A 14289-nucleotide genomic window follows, 5' to 3' on the forward strand; every position below is an offset into this window, starting at 1 on the left:
AGTGTATGGCAGACCGTTATGGTCTGCCTATGATTTTTTGTGGTGCATAATCTATCTCCGACGGTCCAGGCTGTTGAACTGATGTGCATTGCCGGTGGTAAACCGGCCCTGGAGCATGAGCTTGTCGTCCAGCACCCTCTTCTTTCTGCGCCGCTTTACACCGTAGAATATATACCAGCAAACGAGCGCCACAGCCACTACAGCCACGATGAACAGGATATTGTAGAGCACATTAGTGTTGGGGTCCATATATGCTTCTTCTCAACGTATGCGCCTGGACATGCCGTCCACGGAGGTGGTGGCCTTGAAATGAGCCATCTGCTCAAGGCCGCCTATGGCCTTGTCCTCGCCTCTCCTTTTACGGCCGTATACCAGCCAAAGTACTACTGCGCCCGCCGCTATAATAGCGGTAAGTATCAGCGCTCCGAAAATGAATGATAATAGCCCTGTCATGTTCCCGACCTCCTTTAATTACTCGTTTTAGCGGAATTTCCGAGGTTGGGCATTCCTGGCGGCGTCAAGGGTGTGCAAAAAGGCCGTTGTCTCAAAAAGTTTCTCGTTTTTCTTTTTGTTCTCCTTCTTCCCGCCAAATGCCAAGTGTATAAGCAGCCCGCCCCCTATGAAAGGTACTACAGCTATAATCACATGAAAAATGATGTTTAAAATGTCTTCTAACCCTAGCATATCCTTGACCTCCTTTGAGTGTCATAGGTCCAGTCCTTCAATGTTTTCTATAGGTTCTCGATTATCCTATCCAGTTTCGCGGCCTACCTGGCCTCGCCGGGCTCATCTCTGTGCTCCCTCACAGCATCCTGGGCAAACCGGATGAACGCCTTAAACTGGCTGTCTGTTCGGCCCACTTTTGAGCCCTCCCTTCATTTACATGTATATTATACCACCATAATATGTGAAAAGTCAATGGTAAAACTGCACAAATCATGGCTCATTTCTCCATCTTCCGGCCCACCACCGGCGCCGCCAGATACTTGTTGAATATTGGCAGCAGCGGCCCTGTACCGAAGGCCATCATCAGCGTGCCGATACCTATTGCGGCCCCGCAGGCAAAGCCGGTGCCAACACATATCACATCTATCAGTATACGCCACCAGCGGAAGGGTATCTTGGTGCGCTCGGGTACAATATAGCTTATGCAGTCGTAGGGGGCCATGCCCAGGTCGCAGGTCACGTAGAAAGAGCAGCCCACAAGCTGCATGAGCACACCCAGCACCGTCAGCAGTACCCGGGAGATTATCCCCATCTCAGAGGCGGGGGGCAGGATATTTGCAAGCAGCCCGCTCATAATGTCCGCCGAGAAGCCCACCAGCAGCATATTACCTATGGTGCCTATGCCAAGCTTGGAGCGGTCCACAAAAACTATCATTATCAGCAGTATGGCGTTGAATATTGCCTGCCAGACCCCGAAGCTCAGATTTAGCTTTGAGCTGACACCCAGGTTCAGGGTGGAGAACGGGTCCGAGCCCATCGCGGCGTGCATGAAGAAGCCAACCCCCATGCCCATGATTATAACGGCTATCAGCATGATTATAGTGCGCCTTACCATCTGCTGTCCCCGAAAGCGCTCAAATAATTTATCCATCGGCTCAGCCCTCCGTCTCAAAGAGTATTCCCAGGGTCCCCGGACCGCAGTGGCTGGCGATGGTGCAGCTGGCTTTTGTAGAGTGTATCTCCTTAAAGTCCATTGTGGAGCGTATAGTCTCCCGCACCAGCTCCTCAAGCTCCGGCTCTATGCTGGAATAGGTAATAAAGATATGGTCCCGCTTTATGTTCGGGTACTGTGCAAGCTTATCCTTCACATAGCTCACAAGCACCTTTTTAAGGTTTCCCCTGTACTTTTTCCCCACGTGCATACTGCCGTCGGTATTGTCTACCTCTATGCAGGGTTTCAGGCTCAGAAGGTTTGCGCTCACCGCCGCCACTGTTGAGCAGCGCCCTCCGGCTCTCATAAAATCCAGGGTATCCAGGATAAAACTGGCGTGTACATTCCCCCGATTTGCCTGAAGTTTCTCCGCTATCTCTGCGGCGGGCAGCCCGGCTGCTATCATGTCCCCTGCGTCTATCACCTGCAGGGCTATGGCTGTGGACAGGTTGAAGCTGTCTATGGGATACACCCTTCCGGGCGCCCCGGACTCCATGAGCTCCTGGGCGGCTAAAACACAGTTCTTATGGGCACTAGATATGGCCCCGCCCAGGTTAAGGTGTATCACCTCATACCCCTCGTTCACCCAGTCTTTAAAGTAGTCCACATACTCCCCGATATTTATAGCCGCCGTGCGGGGCAGGGCTTTGCGGTCGTAATATGCCGCGAATATCTCCTTGACGGTGATATCCACGTTGTCCTGGTAGTCCTTTTCGTCCAGGATAATATGGAACGGGTAGTAGCTCACATTATACCTGGCCTTCAGCTCCTCACCCATATCACAGGTGCTGTCGGCGCTTAAAATAATCTTATCCGCCATCAATAGCCTCCTCCTACAGCTCAAGCTCTGCCAGCTGCTTATAGTTCTCCTTCAGCGCCGGATACAGCCCGGTGTATATCCTATAGAACTTCTCATATTTCTCCACGTTCCCGGCTATGGGCTCCTGGGGCGGGTTTACATCTATGAGCATATCACAGGCCTCCTGCACCGACGGATATAGGCCTGCGCCAACGCCGGCAAGGATAGCCGCGCCAAGGGCAGGCCCCTCCTTGGATTTCACCGTCTGCACCGGGCAGTTGTACACATCCGAGAGCATCTGCCGCCAGAATGGGGATGTCCCGCCGCCTCCGCAGGCCAGCATCCGGCTTGTGGCAACCCCCATTTCCCTCAGTACCTCCAGGCTGTCCCGCTGGGAGAAGGCCACGCCCTCCATTACGGCCCGCAGCAGGTCGCTGCGCACATGCATGGCTGAGAGTCCGAAGAACACCCCACGGCAGTCCGGGTCCAGGTGAGGAGTGCGCTCACCCATAAGGTATGGCAGGTAGAAAAGCTTGTTGCAGCCCACCGGGGAGAGCTCCGCCTGCCTGTCTAAAAGCACGTAGGGGTCAATGGAAAGCCCCTGGGCAGATACTATCTCCGAATAGCAGAAGTTGTCCCTAAACCACTTTAAAGAGAGCCCTGCCCCCTGGGTCACGCCCATAACGTGCCAGGCTCCGGGCACTGCACAGCAGAATGTGTGTACGCGCCCTTTGGGGTCGATGGATATTTTGTCCGTATGGGCGAAGACCACCCCGGAGGTCCCCAGGGTCGTGAAGGCCTTGCCGTCCCGCACCACTCCTGTGCCTACAGCAGCAGCAGAATTGTCTCCGGCGCCGCCCACCACAGGGGTGCCCGGGCGTAAACCCGTGAACTTAGCCGCCTCTGCGGTTACCTCCCCGGTGACCTCCGGGGACTCGTAGACTTTAGCGAGAAGCGCCGGGTCTATGTCAAGCTTTGTTAGGACCTCCTCGCTCCAGCAGCGCTTCGGCACATCTAAAAGCTGCATACCCGAGGCGTCGGAGACCTCCGTGGCAAAGACCCCGGTGAGCATATAGCGCACATAGTCCTTAGGAAGTAAGATATGGGCGCACCGGCTGTAGATTTCCGGCTCGTTCTCCCTCACCCAGAGCAGCTTTGCGGCGGTAAAGCCGGTAAGGGCCGGGTTAGCTGTTATCTCTATAAGCCTCTCCCTTCCAACGCGCCCGGTTATCTCCTCACACTGCCTGCCGCTTCGCTGGTCGCACCAGATTATGGAGCGCCTGAGGACCCTCCCATCCCTGTCCAGCATAACCAGGCCGTGCATCTGTCCGGAGAGGCCCACACCCTTTATGTCCCCGGGGTCAACCTTCGACTCGGCTATCACCTGTCCGATAGTAGTGGCCGCCGCCCTCCACCAGTCCTCCGGGTCCTGCTCAGCCCAGCCGTTTTCCGGCTGATATAGGGGGTACTCAACTGTGGCGCTGGCCGCGATATGTCCCTCCCTGTCGAAAAGCACGGTCTTTGTGCCGCTGGTGCCCAGGTCCACGCCTATGATATATTCCATATTTACATCTCCTTTACTGTTACTGCACTATGTATCTAACCAATATAATGTATCATTTTTGGCGGGATGTCAAGGGTCAGTTTAGGCTTGCGCAAAAATAATGTTTGTGGTATATTTATATATAAGGCTTTAAGGAAGGAGCAAAGAGCATGAAAATATATGACGCCGTAGTCATAGGCGCCGGGGTCACCGGCTGTGCTGTGGCAAGGGAGCTCTCCCGGCACGAGGGCCGCTTCCTTGTGGCGGAACGGGCTCCGGACGTGTGTGAGGGCACCAGCAAGGCCAACTCCGCCATAATCCACGCAGGCTTTGATGCCGAGCCCGGGACCCTGAAGGCTGAGATGAACGTCCGGGGCAACCTGATGATGGACAGGCTCTCAAAGGAGCTTGACATACCCTTTAAGCGCATAGGCGCCTTAGTGGTCTGCCTTAGGGAGGAGGAGCTGCCAAAGCTCCGGGAGCTCTATGACCGCGGGATAGTGAACGGAGTACCCGGGCTCTCACTGCTCTCAGGAGACGAGGCAAGGGCCATAGAGCCCAACCTTACCGGCGAGGTCTGCGGGGCCCTATTAGCCAAGAGCTCGGGCGTTGTCTGCCCCTTCGAGCTGACCCTGGGCCTGGGGGAGAGCGCCGCCATAAATGGCGTGGAGTTCCGCTTTGATACCAAGGTATCCGGCCTTAGGTGGGATGGCGAGCTCTGGGCCGTTGAAACCAGAAGCGGGGATATCCTGGCTAAAACGGTGGTGAACGCCGCAGGGGTGTATGCCGGGGAACTGCATAATATGGTGTGTGAGGATAAGCTGCACATCACCCCCCGCAAAGGAGAATACTGCCTGCTGGACAAAACCGCAGGGGGACATGTCTCCCATACGGTATTCCAGCTTCCGGGGAAGCTTGGCAAGGGTGTGCTTGTGAGCCCTACCGTCCACGGCAACCTGCTTGTGGGCCCCACCGCCATGGACGTGGACGACCCCGAGACCGCCGCCACTACCGCCGGCGGCCTTAAAGAAGTTGCTGAGAAGTCCGGCTGGGCGGTGAAAAACGTGCCCATGCGCCAGGTGATAACCTCCTTTATGGGCCTGCGGGCCCATGAGGATAAGGACGATTTCATCCTGGGCGAGTCTGTTGAAGGCTTCTTCGACGCGGCAGGGATAGAGTCGCCAGGCCTCACCAGCGCCCCTGCTATCGGGGAGCATATAGCAAAGCTTATAGCAGAAAAACTGGGGCTTAAGCCTAACAGGAGCTTTGAGCCTATAAGAAGGGGCGTACCAAAGGTTGCGGAAATGCCCATAGCTGAACGGGCGGCGCTCATTGAGAAGGATCCCCGGTACGGCAATATAATCTGCCGCTGTGAGGAAGTCTCCGAGGGGGAGATACTGGACGCTGTAAAGGGCGTGCTGGGGGCAAAGACCTTGGACGGCGTAAAGCGCCGCACCAGGGCGGGTATGGGCCGCTGTCAGGCGGGCTTCTGCTCCCCCAGGGTCATGGAGATACTCTCTAGGGAGCTGTCCCTTGACCTTACAGAAATACGCAAATCCGGCAAGGACTCCCAAATCGTACTGGACAAAACCCGGAAGGAGGTGAGCCCGGATGGAGCATGACATTGTCATAATCGGCGGGGGCCCCGCCGGGTTAGCCGCGGCAATAGCGGCTAAAGAGGCCGGGGCTGATGACGTCCTCATACTGGAGAGGGAAAAGGAGCTGGGGGGAATACTCAACCAGTGTATACACAACGGCTTCGGCCTGCACACCTTTAAGGAGGAGCTGACCGGCCCCGAATACGCCGCCAGATATATTGAAAAAGCCAGAGAGCTAAAAATACCCTGCCTGCTGAGCACTACAGTCGTTGACCTGCAGCGGGAGGGCGGCGGGGTGACCGTCACCTCCGTCAGCCGCCAGGACGGCCTCCTGCAGACCCGCGCCAAGGCCGTTATACTGGCAATGGGCTGCCGGGAGCGTCCCAGAGGGGCCCTGAACATCCCCGGCACCAGGCCCGCGGGTATATTCTCAGCGGGTACGGCCCAGAGGCTTGTAAACCTGGAGGGCTATATGCCCGGCAGACGGGTGGTTATCCTGGGCAGCGGGGATATCGGGCTTATAATGGCAAGGCGCATGACCTTGGAGGGGGCAAAGGTTCTCTGTGTGGCGGAGCTGCAGCCCTACTCCGGCGGGCTCAAGCGCAACATTGTCCAGTGTCTGGATGACTACGGCATTCCCCTGAAGCTCAGCCATACGGTGGTCGATATCCGGGGCAAGGAGCGGGTCTCCGGCGTAACTATTGCCAAAGTAGGGCAGGACCTGAAGCCCATCCCCGACACAGAAGAGGAGTTTGAATGTGACACCCTGCTGCTCTCTGTGGGGCTCCTGCCTGAAAACGAACTGTCCCGCGCCGTTGGGGTAGAGCTGGCCCCTGTGACCGGCGGGCCCATAGTCAACGAGAGCCTGGAGACAAATATACCCGGGGTCTTCGCCTGCGGGAACGTGCTCCATGTCCATGACCTGGTGGACTATGTGTCTCAGGAAGCGGCCCAGGCCGGCAGGAATGCCGCAGGGTACGTACTGGGCAGGCGGGCCTCAGGCGGTGAGGGGATACCCCTTGTCCCGGCGGGAGCCGTGCGCTACACGGTGCCCTGCACGGTGGACCCTGCAAGGATGGACAGCGAGGCCGTGGTCCGCTTCAGGGTGGGCCGGAACATGAGAAGGGCTGTTGTCACCCTTAAGGCCGGGGATAAAGAGCTCCTTCGGAAAAAGCGCCCGGTGATGGCCCCAGGAGAGATGGAACAGCTGATAATTAAGAGAGACTGGCTTACCGGCAGTGAGGAATCCCTTACGCTGGAAGCCCGGGAGGAGGAATAGTCATGGCCTTTGTTGAGCTTACCTGTATAAGCTGTCCACTGGGCTGCCCTTTGAGCGTGGAAACGGATGATGAAGGCCGTGTGCTCTCCGTCACCGGCAACACCTGCAGGAGAGGCGAGGAGTACGGCAGAAAGGAGGTCACAGCCCCCACCCGCACTGTGACCTCTACGGTCCGGCTGACTGGAGGCGGCTCCCCTGTGGTATCCGTGCGCACCAGCGAGGATATACCCAAGGGGAAGATATTTGACGTGATGGCCTCGATACGCTCAGCCTCTGTAGCGGCTCCCGTACACATAGGCGATGTGGTGATACCCAACATAGCCGGTACAGGCGTGGACCTGATAGCCACAACTGAAAGGGAGGCGGTATAGTGCTTGATAAAGCTATAACCACCCTCCTCTTTGACCTGGACGGCACCCTGCTGCCTATGGAGCTTAAAAGCTTTACTGACGCCTATTTTAAGCTCCTGGCGGCTAAGGCCGCTCCCTATGGCTACGAGCCAAAGGCTCTTGTGGCGGCAGTCTGGAGGGGCACCAAGGCCATGATACAAAACGACGGCTCCCGGCCCAATGAGCAGCGCTTCTGGGAGGTATTCGCCGGGGAGCTTGGTGATAAAATACTGGAGCTGCGCCCGGTATTCGATAAGTTCTATGCCGGGGAGTTCAACGGAGCTAAAACAGCCACCAGGGAGAATCCCCTTGCCAGGAAGGCGGTCGAGGGGGCTAAAGCCGCCGGGTACACAGTGATACTGGCGACGAACCCATTGTTTCCTGCCGTGGGCGTGGCGACACGGCTCGGCTGGCTGGGTCTTGCCCCGGAGGATTTCGCCTGTGTTACCAGCTATGAAAACTGCTCCTACTGCAAGCCCAGCCCCATGTACTATACCCAGCTGCTAAATTGGGTCGGCAAGGCCCCTTCAGAGTGCCTGATGATAGGCAACGACGTAAGGGAGGACGCCTTTGCAGCCATAGAAGCCGGGCTTAGCGCCTACCTTATCACCGACTGCCTGGAGAATGCCGGTAATGACGACTTCAGCTCCATACCCCACGGCAGCTTTGCCGGATTCATGAAATTTGCCGGACTGGAATAAACCCGGGCCGCGCTTAAATAATATACTTATTAAACACACTTAGGAGGTAACTAAAATGGCAGTTCTAACACTTACAAAGGAAAATTTCGAGACAGAGGCTCTGAAGTCCGACATCCCCGTTCTGGTGGATTTCTGGGCGGATTGGTGCGGCCCCTGCCGGATGTTCTCCCCCATTGTTGACGAGTTTGCAGAGGAGAACGAGGGCAAGGTCAAAGTAGGCAAGGTAAACGTGGACGAGCAGCCCGAGCTCGCGGGACAGTACGGCGTTATGAGTATTCCCACAGCCATACTGTTTAGGGGCGGTGAGATAGCCGCCACATTGGTGGGCCTGCAGTCCAAGTCTGCTTTGGAGGAGCTTATTTGAGCCGTGGAAGATATCTTTGACCTGATGATAATCGGCGGCGGCCCCGCCGGGTATACCGCCGCCTTATACGGCGCCCGGGCCGGGCTCACCGTCGGGCTCATAGAAAAGCTCGCCCCCGGCGGGCAGATGGGCACGACAGATATGGTAGACAACTACCCCGGCTTTCCCGACGGCATAAACGGCTTCGAGCTCGCCATGAATATGAAGGCTGGAGCGGAGCGCTTCGGGGCAAGGACTATCTCAGCGCAGGTCACCGGCCTGGAGCTCTCGGGGGATGTCAAGATTCTGCGCACTCCCAAGGAGGACTATAATGCCCGGACAGTTATACTTGCCACCGGCGCACAGCCCAGGGAGCTGGGCCTGCCCAATGAGCGTGAGCTGCGGGGCCGGGGAGTTTCATACTGCGCAACCTGCGACGGCATGTTCTACCGAGGCAAGACTGTTGCCGTGGTCGGTGGAGGCAATACCGCCGTGGCAGACGCTCTGTACCTCTCCAGGATATGCGAGAAGGTTTACCTCATACACCGCCGGGATAAGCTGCGCGCCCCTCAGGTACAGCAGCAAAACCTTGAGAAGGCTGGGAACGTAGAGTTTATATGGAACAGTGTGGTAAAGGAGATGCGCTTTGAGCAGCGCCTCACCGGACTGACAGCAGAGCATAAGGAGACCGGCGGGCTCCGGGAGCTGGAATGCGCCGGTGTGTTCATCGCGGTAGGCCAGGTGCCTGAAACTGAGCTCTTTAAGGACCAGGTGGAGCTGGACAGTTCCGGCTATGTAGTGGCCGGAGAGGACTGCCGCACAAGTATCCCCGGGGTTTTTGCCGCGGGGGACCTTCGGGCAAAACCCCTCCGGCAGATAGTCACCGCCGCCTCGGACGGGGCCGTTGCCGCTACAGCTGCCCAGGAGTTTCTTGATATGTGAAAAACTGATTTACTCCAAAAACCGCCCTATACTGTGCCAGGCGCTTCTCCTTACTTACTCCCCTCAGGGCGTTTGGCGAGGGCGAGTACAGGACAGTTACAGGATATTTAACCTGATTTATAACCACATACCCACGCTTGGGGTCCTCAGGACTCCAGGCGTGGCGTTTTTTATCGGCAATTTTGCTCACCTGCCTTGCTACAAATATGCTTGTATAAATCAGCTCCTCTATATTTGGGTAGTTCCGCAGAAGTTTATTAAGGTCTTTTAGCTCTATTATTTCAAGGGATGCGTCGTCCGATTTGCCGTCTTTGTGAATACATTTTTCTACGATATCCGTTATCCCCGCATTAAGCTCTTTGAGCAGCCGCTTGCGTTGGTCAACTGCTTTCTTTGTGTTTTCATAACTCAGCTTAACTTGAGTGACCTCAGACATTAGGCTCCAGAAGCCGTTATCCCTGGAGCCGTAGTAAAAGTCGACGTCCCGGGGATACAGCCGTTTTTCCCCCGAAACGCAGAATCTAAAGGGCGGTATTGTGCCTATAATCAGTTTTGAGGCGTTTTCTGGAATATATTCCCTATAAGGATGTATTGAACACTCCATATATTCACCCCCGTTCAGCTCTATTATAAATCCTGAAAACTGTAAAAGCAAGGGGAGACAGCTTCCTTATGAAGCCTCTCCCCTTATGCTATCACCTATGCATATTACTGTTATTATTTCCCGGCAGCAGGTTGTAGTTCTGCCGCGGACGGTCGTTGGGCATGTAGAAATATACGAACTTAATGGAGAATATGTCGCAGATAATGAAATTATTCGCCGCCTCGTCATATAAGGTCACAAAGCTCCGGCCCACAAAATAGAGCATCCCCTGTTTGCGGGTGATTATCCCGGTGCCAATGAGGAACTCTATAACAACAAAGTTCCCTATATTTTGGGCCAGTATCATCTGCATGGACCCGCGCATTTCCTCGGAGTCGAAGTCCTCCTGCACCGGGTGCTCGAAATTGTCCATTGCCGCGGCGCCGTCGGCCTCTGCCATATAGTCTGCCCGGCTCATTAGCCTCCGCATTGCGGCTGAGTTCCTGCCGCACTCACGTCTCTGATTCCCTGTCATAAGCTGCCTCCCTTTCAATGTAAAGAATATTATCAGGTGTCCGCGTAGCTCTCCGTGGGGTTATAAAAGCAGTGGTCCCCCAGGCGTATCACGAACCTCCCCACCTGCGAGGGGAAGTTCTCCCTGCAGGTGGGCTTATAGGGGTTGAAATACCAAAGGGCAAAGCCCAGGTTTGTCAGCCGGTTTCCTGCCATGGCCCAGTCTGCAATGCTGTAGTGCACATCGGTGGGCCGCATATTATAGATGTTCTGCATGTTGTACTGCCCGCCAACAGTCTCCATCACGCAGGTAAACTGTCTGGGCTGATAGATGACCTGCCGCACGGTAAGGAGCCTGCCGTATTCGCCGTAGGTCACCTGCACCCGGTTCATCACCACACAGGCCACGGCCTGCATCCCGGTATCCCCCTCGCCGCCCGCCTCGCACTCGATTATCCGTGCCAGCAGCTCTCTGTCAGAAAACGCCACGTCCCTTCCTCCTTATGTTTGTGGTTATTTATATGAGGAATACTATGGGGATATGACTGGTAGCGGCGTGTTATTACAGTATAAGTGGCGCAGGGGCCTCAGGGTACCCATAAAGGACAAGGGCTATTAGTATAAGCAGCATTATCAGGATAGGAAGCAGGCGTTTTACAGTTTGCATTTGAGCGCTCATCTCCAGGCAGGTTATAACTATAAATATATAGTGTATTAGAACTATATAAGTATAGCATAGATAAAACCTGCCTGTCAAGGTAAAATACCTATTGAGGTGAGGCATATGCCGGAAGAGATAAGGATAACAAAAAAGCGTCCCCGGCGTGGGGACGACGGTCATAAGATAGTATCAGTACGCATGAAGGACGAGACCATTGAACGTCTGGACGGCCTGGCTGAAAAGACCAACCGCTCCCGCAACGAGCTTATCAACATGCTGCTGGAGTCGGCGCTGGATATTGTGAAGGTGGAGGAGTAGAAAGGATAAGCGGGACGAATATGCAAAAGGGCTTTCCCTATAGGGAGAGCCCTTTTTTCGCGAAGCTCTTTACTTTTCCCTCACCGGCATCCATACCTCCCAGGTATACCCGGGAGCTGAGACATCCCCAGCCGGATACACCTCCAGGTTGGGGACAGCCTCGTCCCGGCGGTAGCCGCTGGAGGGAAACCACTGGGTCAGTATCCGGGCATAGGCCTCAGGCACGTGGGGGTAGCCGGTAGGGCCGCCCACAGTAAAGACCGCCCATGTAGCGGCGGGCACAGTCTCCAGGTCCATACCCTCCGGGCGTACACCTCTGTACTGGGCCCCTATTACAGCTCTCATCCTGCCGCCCTCGGTTTTGAAGCTGTACGCCGCCACCTGGCAGAAAGGCTCGCTGTAAAGGCACCCCTGCCCGCCGTCACCGTAGAGCCGTGGGTCATACTCCTCCATAAACCGGCGCCAGAGAGGGGTCAGGGTCTCCCCGTTCCCACAGTCCGGGTCCTCAAGCCCCGAGAGGCCCACAATTTGGAAGCTGCCCATCTGCTGGATACGAAATTCCATCGCGCTCACTCCTTTGATAGTCAGTAGAAAAGAGATAGGCGGATAGGTTTTAAGGGGCGTGCCCATATGCCGGGCCATTGTGGGACTAACTCCATGGAGCTCTTTAAAGGCACGGGCAAAGGCTGTGGGGGAATTGTAGCCGTACCCGAGAGCTATGTCTATAACCCTCTCCCTGCTATGCTGCAGGTCGAAAGCCGCCTGAGACAGCCTTCTCCGCCGGATATACTCTGATACCGGCATTCCGGCCATAAATGAGAATATCCGGGAGAATTCATAGACCGAGCAGCCGACCATCCGAGCCATGTCTCCATAGGATATATCCCCGGAAAGGTTCTCCTCCAGGTACTCCATCACGCCGTTCATACCTCTGAGCCAGTCCACCGCCATCCCTCCTCTCTGCCGTCTATTTTAATGCAGAGAGCGGCGCTTTTCTCCACATTCCTTGCAAAAATGGGATAGGTTTATTTTATGACCTCAATATTATCCTTAACATAAATTACCCCGGAAACCACCGTCACCACAGCCACCGCCCAGCAGAGCGCCTGGATTATTAAGGAGACCGCCATGGCGTCGGAGCCTCTGGCAATGGCAGTCAGGCCGTAGTACAGCAGTATCGTAGACATCTGCAGTACGGTCTTCACCTTGCCCCACATATTCGCTGCTATCACCTTGCTTTTGGAGGCGGCAACCATGCGTATGCCCGCCACGGCAAACTCCCGAAATAGGGTCAGGGCCAGCACTATCGGGCTGCACACACCGTCCACCACCATGTAGATAAGCGCGGCTGTTGTAAGCATTTTGTCCGCCAAAGGGTCGGCAAAGCGTCCGAAGTCCGTCTCCAGGTGGTATTTCCTGGCTATCTTGCCGTCCAGCAGGTCGGTTATGGAGGCCAGGGCGAAGATTATTCCGGCAACAAGGCCGAATATTTGATTGAAATCCTGTGTGCCGAATTTCGTCATAGCCGCGAACACCATAAAGAAGGGCACCAGCGCGCACCGCAGAAGTGTAAGCTTATTGGGTAGATTCATTTTCATATGAGGCCAGCTCCTTTTAGTTTTAGACATTCAGTTCCAGAGAGCCTGTCAAATCGCCCTCCATGCAGTCCTCTATCTTCACCTGCACAAAGCTTCCAAGCGTGGGGCGCTTCTCTGGGGCTGTGAAGAATATCTTGCCGTCCACATCCGGCGCGTCCATATATGAGCGTCCAAACCAGCACTCGGCGTAGCGGTCAAAGCCCTCCACCAGCAACTCCACAGTCTTGCCGATAAGGGCCTCCCCCTTCTCCCCGGTTATGTCCATCTGCTGCTCCGCGATTATCCCCGCTCTCCTCTCCTTTTCCTCCTGGTCCAGCTGGTCCGGAAGGGAGGCGGCGGGGGTGCCCTCCTCCCGGGAGTAGGTAAAGCAGCCCAAGCGGTCAAACTTTACTGTCTTTACAAATTCTGAAAGCTGGGTGAAATCCTCCTCTGTCTCCCCGGGGAAGCCGGTTATAAGTGTGGTGCGGAGTATCACGCCGGGGACTTTTGAGCGTATCTTCTCAATAAGCGCCTCCAGGGACTCCCTGTCCCCACGGCGGTTCATGGCCCTCAGCACCTTGCCGGAGCAGTGCTGAAGGGGAAGGTCTATATAAGGCAGTACCTTTTCTTCATCTGCCATCACCTCCAAAAGCTCATCGGTTATGGCATCGGGATAGCAGTACAGCACTCTCAGCCACTTTATGCCCTCTATCCCGGATAAGCGCTTTAAGAGCTTTGCAAGAGAGTATTCGCCATAGAGGTCAATGCCATAGCGGGTGGTATCCTGGGCGATTAGCACCAGCTCCTTCGCCCCATTCCGGGCCAGAGCCCTGGCCTCCTGCTCAATGTCCTCCACTGTCCTGCTGCGGTAGCCTCCGCGGATATATGGTATTGCGCAGTAGGAGCAGCGGTTGTCACAGCCCTCGGCTATTTTCAGATAGGCCGACCAGCTGGGTGTGGTGAGCTCCCTGTCACCGCTAAGAGGCAGCTTTTCCTTTTCAGGGAAGGCCTCTATCGGGCCGGACTCCAGCATATCCCTCAGGTACTTGGCAGGGTCCTCGTTGGCCCCTATGCCCAGGACTCCGTCCAGCTCCGGCAGCTCCTTCCTAATCTCCCCCTGAAAGCGCTCCGCAAGGCAGCCTGTTGCCACAAGCTTTTTAATGCGGCCCTCCTTTTTAAGCATGCCCAGCTCCAGTATCTCGTCGATGGACTCCTTCTGGGCGCTCTCAATAAAGCCACAGGTGTTCACAATAGCAACATCAGCCATGGCAACATCGTCCACCAGCTCATATCCCGCCGCTTTCAGCTTTGCCATAAGCAGCTCGCCGTCCACTTGGTTCTTTGCGCACCCCAGGCTTATCATACCTACTTTTACTGCCATCTTCT

Annotated in this window: 19 protein-coding genes; 7 read left to right on the forward strand and 12 right to left on the reverse strand. The window is 55.7% G+C overall.

Annotated features, from left to right (window positions below; all coding sequences use genetic code 11):
- Window positions 1-51 precede the first annotated feature (51 nt).
- The 6 genes from D5270_RS06260 to xylB all read right to left on the reverse strand — a co-directional run bounded on the left by D5270_RS06260 (window position 52) and on the right by xylB (window position 4020).
- Window positions 52-249 (reverse strand): hypothetical protein, encoded by a 198-nt coding sequence (locus D5270_RS06260; protein ID WP_166543259.1) that lies wholly within the window; start codon window positions 247-249, stop codon window positions 52-54.
- A gap of 12 nt (window positions 250-261) precedes the next feature.
- The gene (locus tag D5270_RS06265; RefSeq protein WP_166543260.1) at window positions 262-453 is read right to left on the reverse strand and encodes a hypothetical protein; all 192 of its coding nucleotides are present in this window, start codon (window positions 451-453) and stop codon (window positions 262-264) included.
- 27 nt (window positions 454-480) lie between these two features.
- Window positions 481-684 (reverse strand): hypothetical protein, encoded by a 204-nt coding sequence (locus D5270_RS06270; RefSeq protein ID WP_166543261.1) that lies wholly within the window; start codon window positions 682-684, stop codon window positions 481-483.
- 259 nt (window positions 685-943) lie between these two features.
- On the reverse strand, window positions 944-1597 hold the full coding sequence (locus D5270_RS06275; protein ID WP_166543262.1) for a YczE/YyaS/YitT family protein: 654 nt from the start codon (window positions 1595-1597) through the stop codon (window positions 944-946).
- A 4-nt stretch (window positions 1598-1601) separates the two neighbouring features.
- Window positions 1602-2477 (reverse strand): DegV family protein, encoded by an 876-nt coding sequence (locus tag D5270_RS06280; protein ID WP_166543263.1) that lies wholly within the window; start codon window positions 2475-2477, stop codon window positions 1602-1604.
- A 13-nt stretch (window positions 2478-2490) separates the two neighbouring features.
- The gene (gene xylB / locus D5270_RS06285) at window positions 2491-4020 is read right to left on the reverse strand and encodes a xylulokinase (protein WP_166543264.1); all 1530 of its coding nucleotides are present in this window, start codon (window positions 4018-4020) and stop codon (window positions 2491-2493) included.
- A gap of 155 nt (window positions 4021-4175) precedes the next feature.
- Here xylB and D5270_RS06290 point away from each other — a divergent pair, with 155 nt between their 5' ends.
- Genes D5270_RS06290 through trxB form a run of 6 tightly spaced genes read left to right on the forward strand, consistent with a single transcriptional unit; the run spans window position 4176 to window position 9251 of the window.
- Entirely contained in the window at window positions 4176-5621 is a 1446-nt protein-coding gene (locus tag D5270_RS06290; RefSeq protein WP_442858595.1) for an NAD(P)/FAD-dependent oxidoreductase, read from the forward strand.
- Window positions 5611-6876, forward strand: a complete 1266-nt coding sequence (locus D5270_RS06295) for an NAD(P)/FAD-dependent oxidoreductase (protein WP_166543266.1) — start codon at window positions 5611-5613, stop codon at window positions 6874-6876. The genes D5270_RS06290 and D5270_RS06295 overlap by 11 nt, the downstream gene beginning before the upstream one ends.
- A 2-nt stretch (window positions 6877-6878) precedes the next feature.
- The gene (locus D5270_RS06300; RefSeq protein WP_166543267.1) at window positions 6879-7247 is read left to right on the forward strand and encodes a DUF1667 domain-containing protein; all 369 of its coding nucleotides are present in this window, start codon (window positions 6879-6881) and stop codon (window positions 7245-7247) included.
- Entirely contained in the window at window positions 7247-7966 is a 720-nt protein-coding gene (locus D5270_RS06305; protein WP_166543268.1) for an HAD family hydrolase, read from the forward strand. Before D5270_RS06300 ends, D5270_RS06305 begins: the two co-directional genes overlap by 1 nt.
- Before the next feature lie 55 nt (window positions 7967-8021).
- Window positions 8022-8330, forward strand: a complete 309-nt coding sequence (gene trxA / locus D5270_RS06310) for a thioredoxin (RefSeq protein WP_166543269.1) — start codon at window positions 8022-8024, stop codon at window positions 8328-8330.
- Window positions 8331-8354: 24 nt separating this feature from the next.
- Window positions 8355-9251 (forward strand): thioredoxin-disulfide reductase, encoded by an 897-nt coding sequence (gene trxB, locus D5270_RS06315; RefSeq protein WP_166543339.1) that lies wholly within the window; start codon window positions 8355-8357, stop codon window positions 9249-9251.
- On the opposite strand, the gene D5270_RS06320 is transcribed toward trxB, so the two are convergent.
- The 3 genes from D5270_RS06320 to D5270_RS06330 are packed head-to-tail and all read right to left on the reverse strand — an operon-like array spanning window position 9220 to window position 10836.
- The gene (locus D5270_RS06320; protein ID WP_166543270.1) at window positions 9220-9906 is read right to left on the reverse strand and encodes a hypothetical protein; all 687 of its coding nucleotides are present in this window, start codon (window positions 9904-9906) and stop codon (window positions 9220-9222) included. The two genes, trxB and D5270_RS06320, sit on opposite strands and share 32 nt — an antisense overlap.
- A gap of 40 nt (window positions 9907-9946) precedes the next feature.
- Window positions 9947-10369 carry a hypothetical protein gene (locus tag D5270_RS06325; protein WP_166543271.1) on the reverse strand — a complete coding sequence of 141 codons (423 nt, stop codon included), beginning with the start codon at window positions 10367-10369 and terminating at the stop codon, window positions 9947-9949.
- A 32-nt stretch (window positions 10370-10401) separates the two neighbouring features.
- A complete protein-coding gene (locus tag D5270_RS06330) occupies window positions 10402-10836 on the reverse strand; it encodes a cell wall hydrolase (RefSeq protein ID WP_166543272.1) in 435 nt (144 codons plus the stop codon).
- A 295-nt stretch (window positions 10837-11131) separates the two neighbouring features.
- Here D5270_RS06330 and D5270_RS06335 point away from each other — a divergent pair, with 295 nt between their 5' ends.
- Window positions 11132-11326, forward strand: coding sequence for a ribbon-helix-helix protein, CopG family (locus tag D5270_RS06335; protein WP_166543273.1), 195 nt, complete (start codon window positions 11132-11134; stop codon window positions 11324-11326).
- A 69-nt stretch (window positions 11327-11395) separates the two neighbouring features.
- Here D5270_RS06335 and D5270_RS06340 read toward each other — a convergent pair whose 3' ends face one another.
- The 3 genes from D5270_RS06340 to rimO form a co-directional block, all read right to left on the reverse strand.
- A complete protein-coding gene (locus tag D5270_RS06340; protein ID WP_166543274.1) occupies window positions 11396-12271 on the reverse strand; it encodes an AraC family transcriptional regulator in 876 nt (291 codons plus the stop codon).
- Between the two features lie 80 nt (window positions 12272-12351).
- Window positions 12352-12924 carry a CDP-diacylglycerol--glycerol-3-phosphate 3-phosphatidyltransferase gene (pgsA, locus tag D5270_RS06345; protein WP_330587415.1) on the reverse strand — a complete coding sequence of 191 codons (573 nt, stop codon included), beginning with the start codon at window positions 12922-12924 and terminating at the stop codon, window positions 12352-12354.
- 22 nt (window positions 12925-12946) lie between these two features.
- Entirely contained in the window at window positions 12947-14284 is a 1338-nt protein-coding gene (gene rimO, locus D5270_RS06350) for a 30S ribosomal protein S12 methylthiotransferase RimO (protein ID WP_166543275.1), read from the reverse strand.
- Between the last annotated feature and the right edge of the window lie 5 nt (window positions 14285-14289).

Source organism: Acutalibacter sp. 1XD8-36 (assembly GCF_009917525.1).
Taxonomy (GTDB): Bacteria; Bacillota; Clostridia; order Oscillospirales; family Acutalibacteraceae; genus Acutalibacter.

What these genes read in the sequence shown, in the direction of transcription:
- D5270_RS06260 (WP_166543259.1), bottom strand. Translation starts at nt 249, where the DNA reads ATGGACCCCAACACTAATGTGCTCTACAATATCCTGTTCATCGTGGCT.
- D5270_RS06265 (WP_166543260.1), bottom strand. Translation starts at nt 453, where the DNA reads ATGACAGGGCTATTATCATTCATTTTCGGAGCGCTGATACTTACCGCT.
- D5270_RS06270 (WP_166543261.1), bottom strand. Translation starts at nt 684, where the DNA reads ATGCTAGGGTTAGAAGACATTTTAAACATCATTTTTCATGTGATTATA.
- D5270_RS06275 (WP_166543262.1), bottom strand. Translation starts at nt 1,597, where the DNA reads ATGGATAAATTATTTGAGCGCTTTCGGGGACAGCAGATGGTAAGGCGC.
- D5270_RS06280 (WP_166543263.1), bottom strand. Translation starts at nt 2,477, where the DNA reads ATGGCGGATAAGATTATTTTAAGCGCCGACAGCACCTGTGATATGGGT.
- xylB (WP_166543264.1), bottom strand. Translation starts at nt 4,020, where the DNA reads ATGGAATATATCATAGGCGTGGACCTGGGCACCAGCGGCACAAAGACC.
- D5270_RS06295 (WP_166543266.1), top strand. Translation starts at nt 5,611, where the DNA reads ATGGAGCATGACATTGTCATAATCGGCGGGGGCCCCGCCGGGTTAGCC.
- D5270_RS06300 (WP_166543267.1), top strand. Translation starts at nt 6,879, where the DNA reads ATGGCCTTTGTTGAGCTTACCTGTATAAGCTGTCCACTGGGCTGCCCT.
- trxA (WP_166543269.1), top strand. Translation starts at nt 8,022, where the DNA reads ATGGCAGTTCTAACACTTACAAAGGAAAATTTCGAGACAGAGGCTCTG.
- trxB (WP_166543339.1), top strand. Translation starts at nt 8,355, where the DNA reads ATGATAATCGGCGGCGGCCCCGCCGGGTATACCGCCGCCTTATACGGC.
- D5270_RS06325 (WP_166543271.1), bottom strand. Translation starts at nt 10,369, where the DNA reads ATGACAGGGAATCAGAGACGTGAGTGCGGCAGGAACTCAGCCGCAATG.
- D5270_RS06335 (WP_166543273.1), top strand. Translation starts at nt 11,132, where the DNA reads ATGCCGGAAGAGATAAGGATAACAAAAAAGCGTCCCCGGCGTGGGGAC.
- pgsA (WP_330587415.1), bottom strand. Translation starts at nt 12,924, where the DNA reads ATGAAAATGAATCTACCCAATAAGCTTACACTTCTGCGGTGCGCGCTG.
- rimO (WP_166543275.1), bottom strand. Translation starts at nt 14,284, where the DNA reads ATGGCAGTAAAAGTAGGTATGATAAGCCTGGGGTGCGCAAAGAACCAA.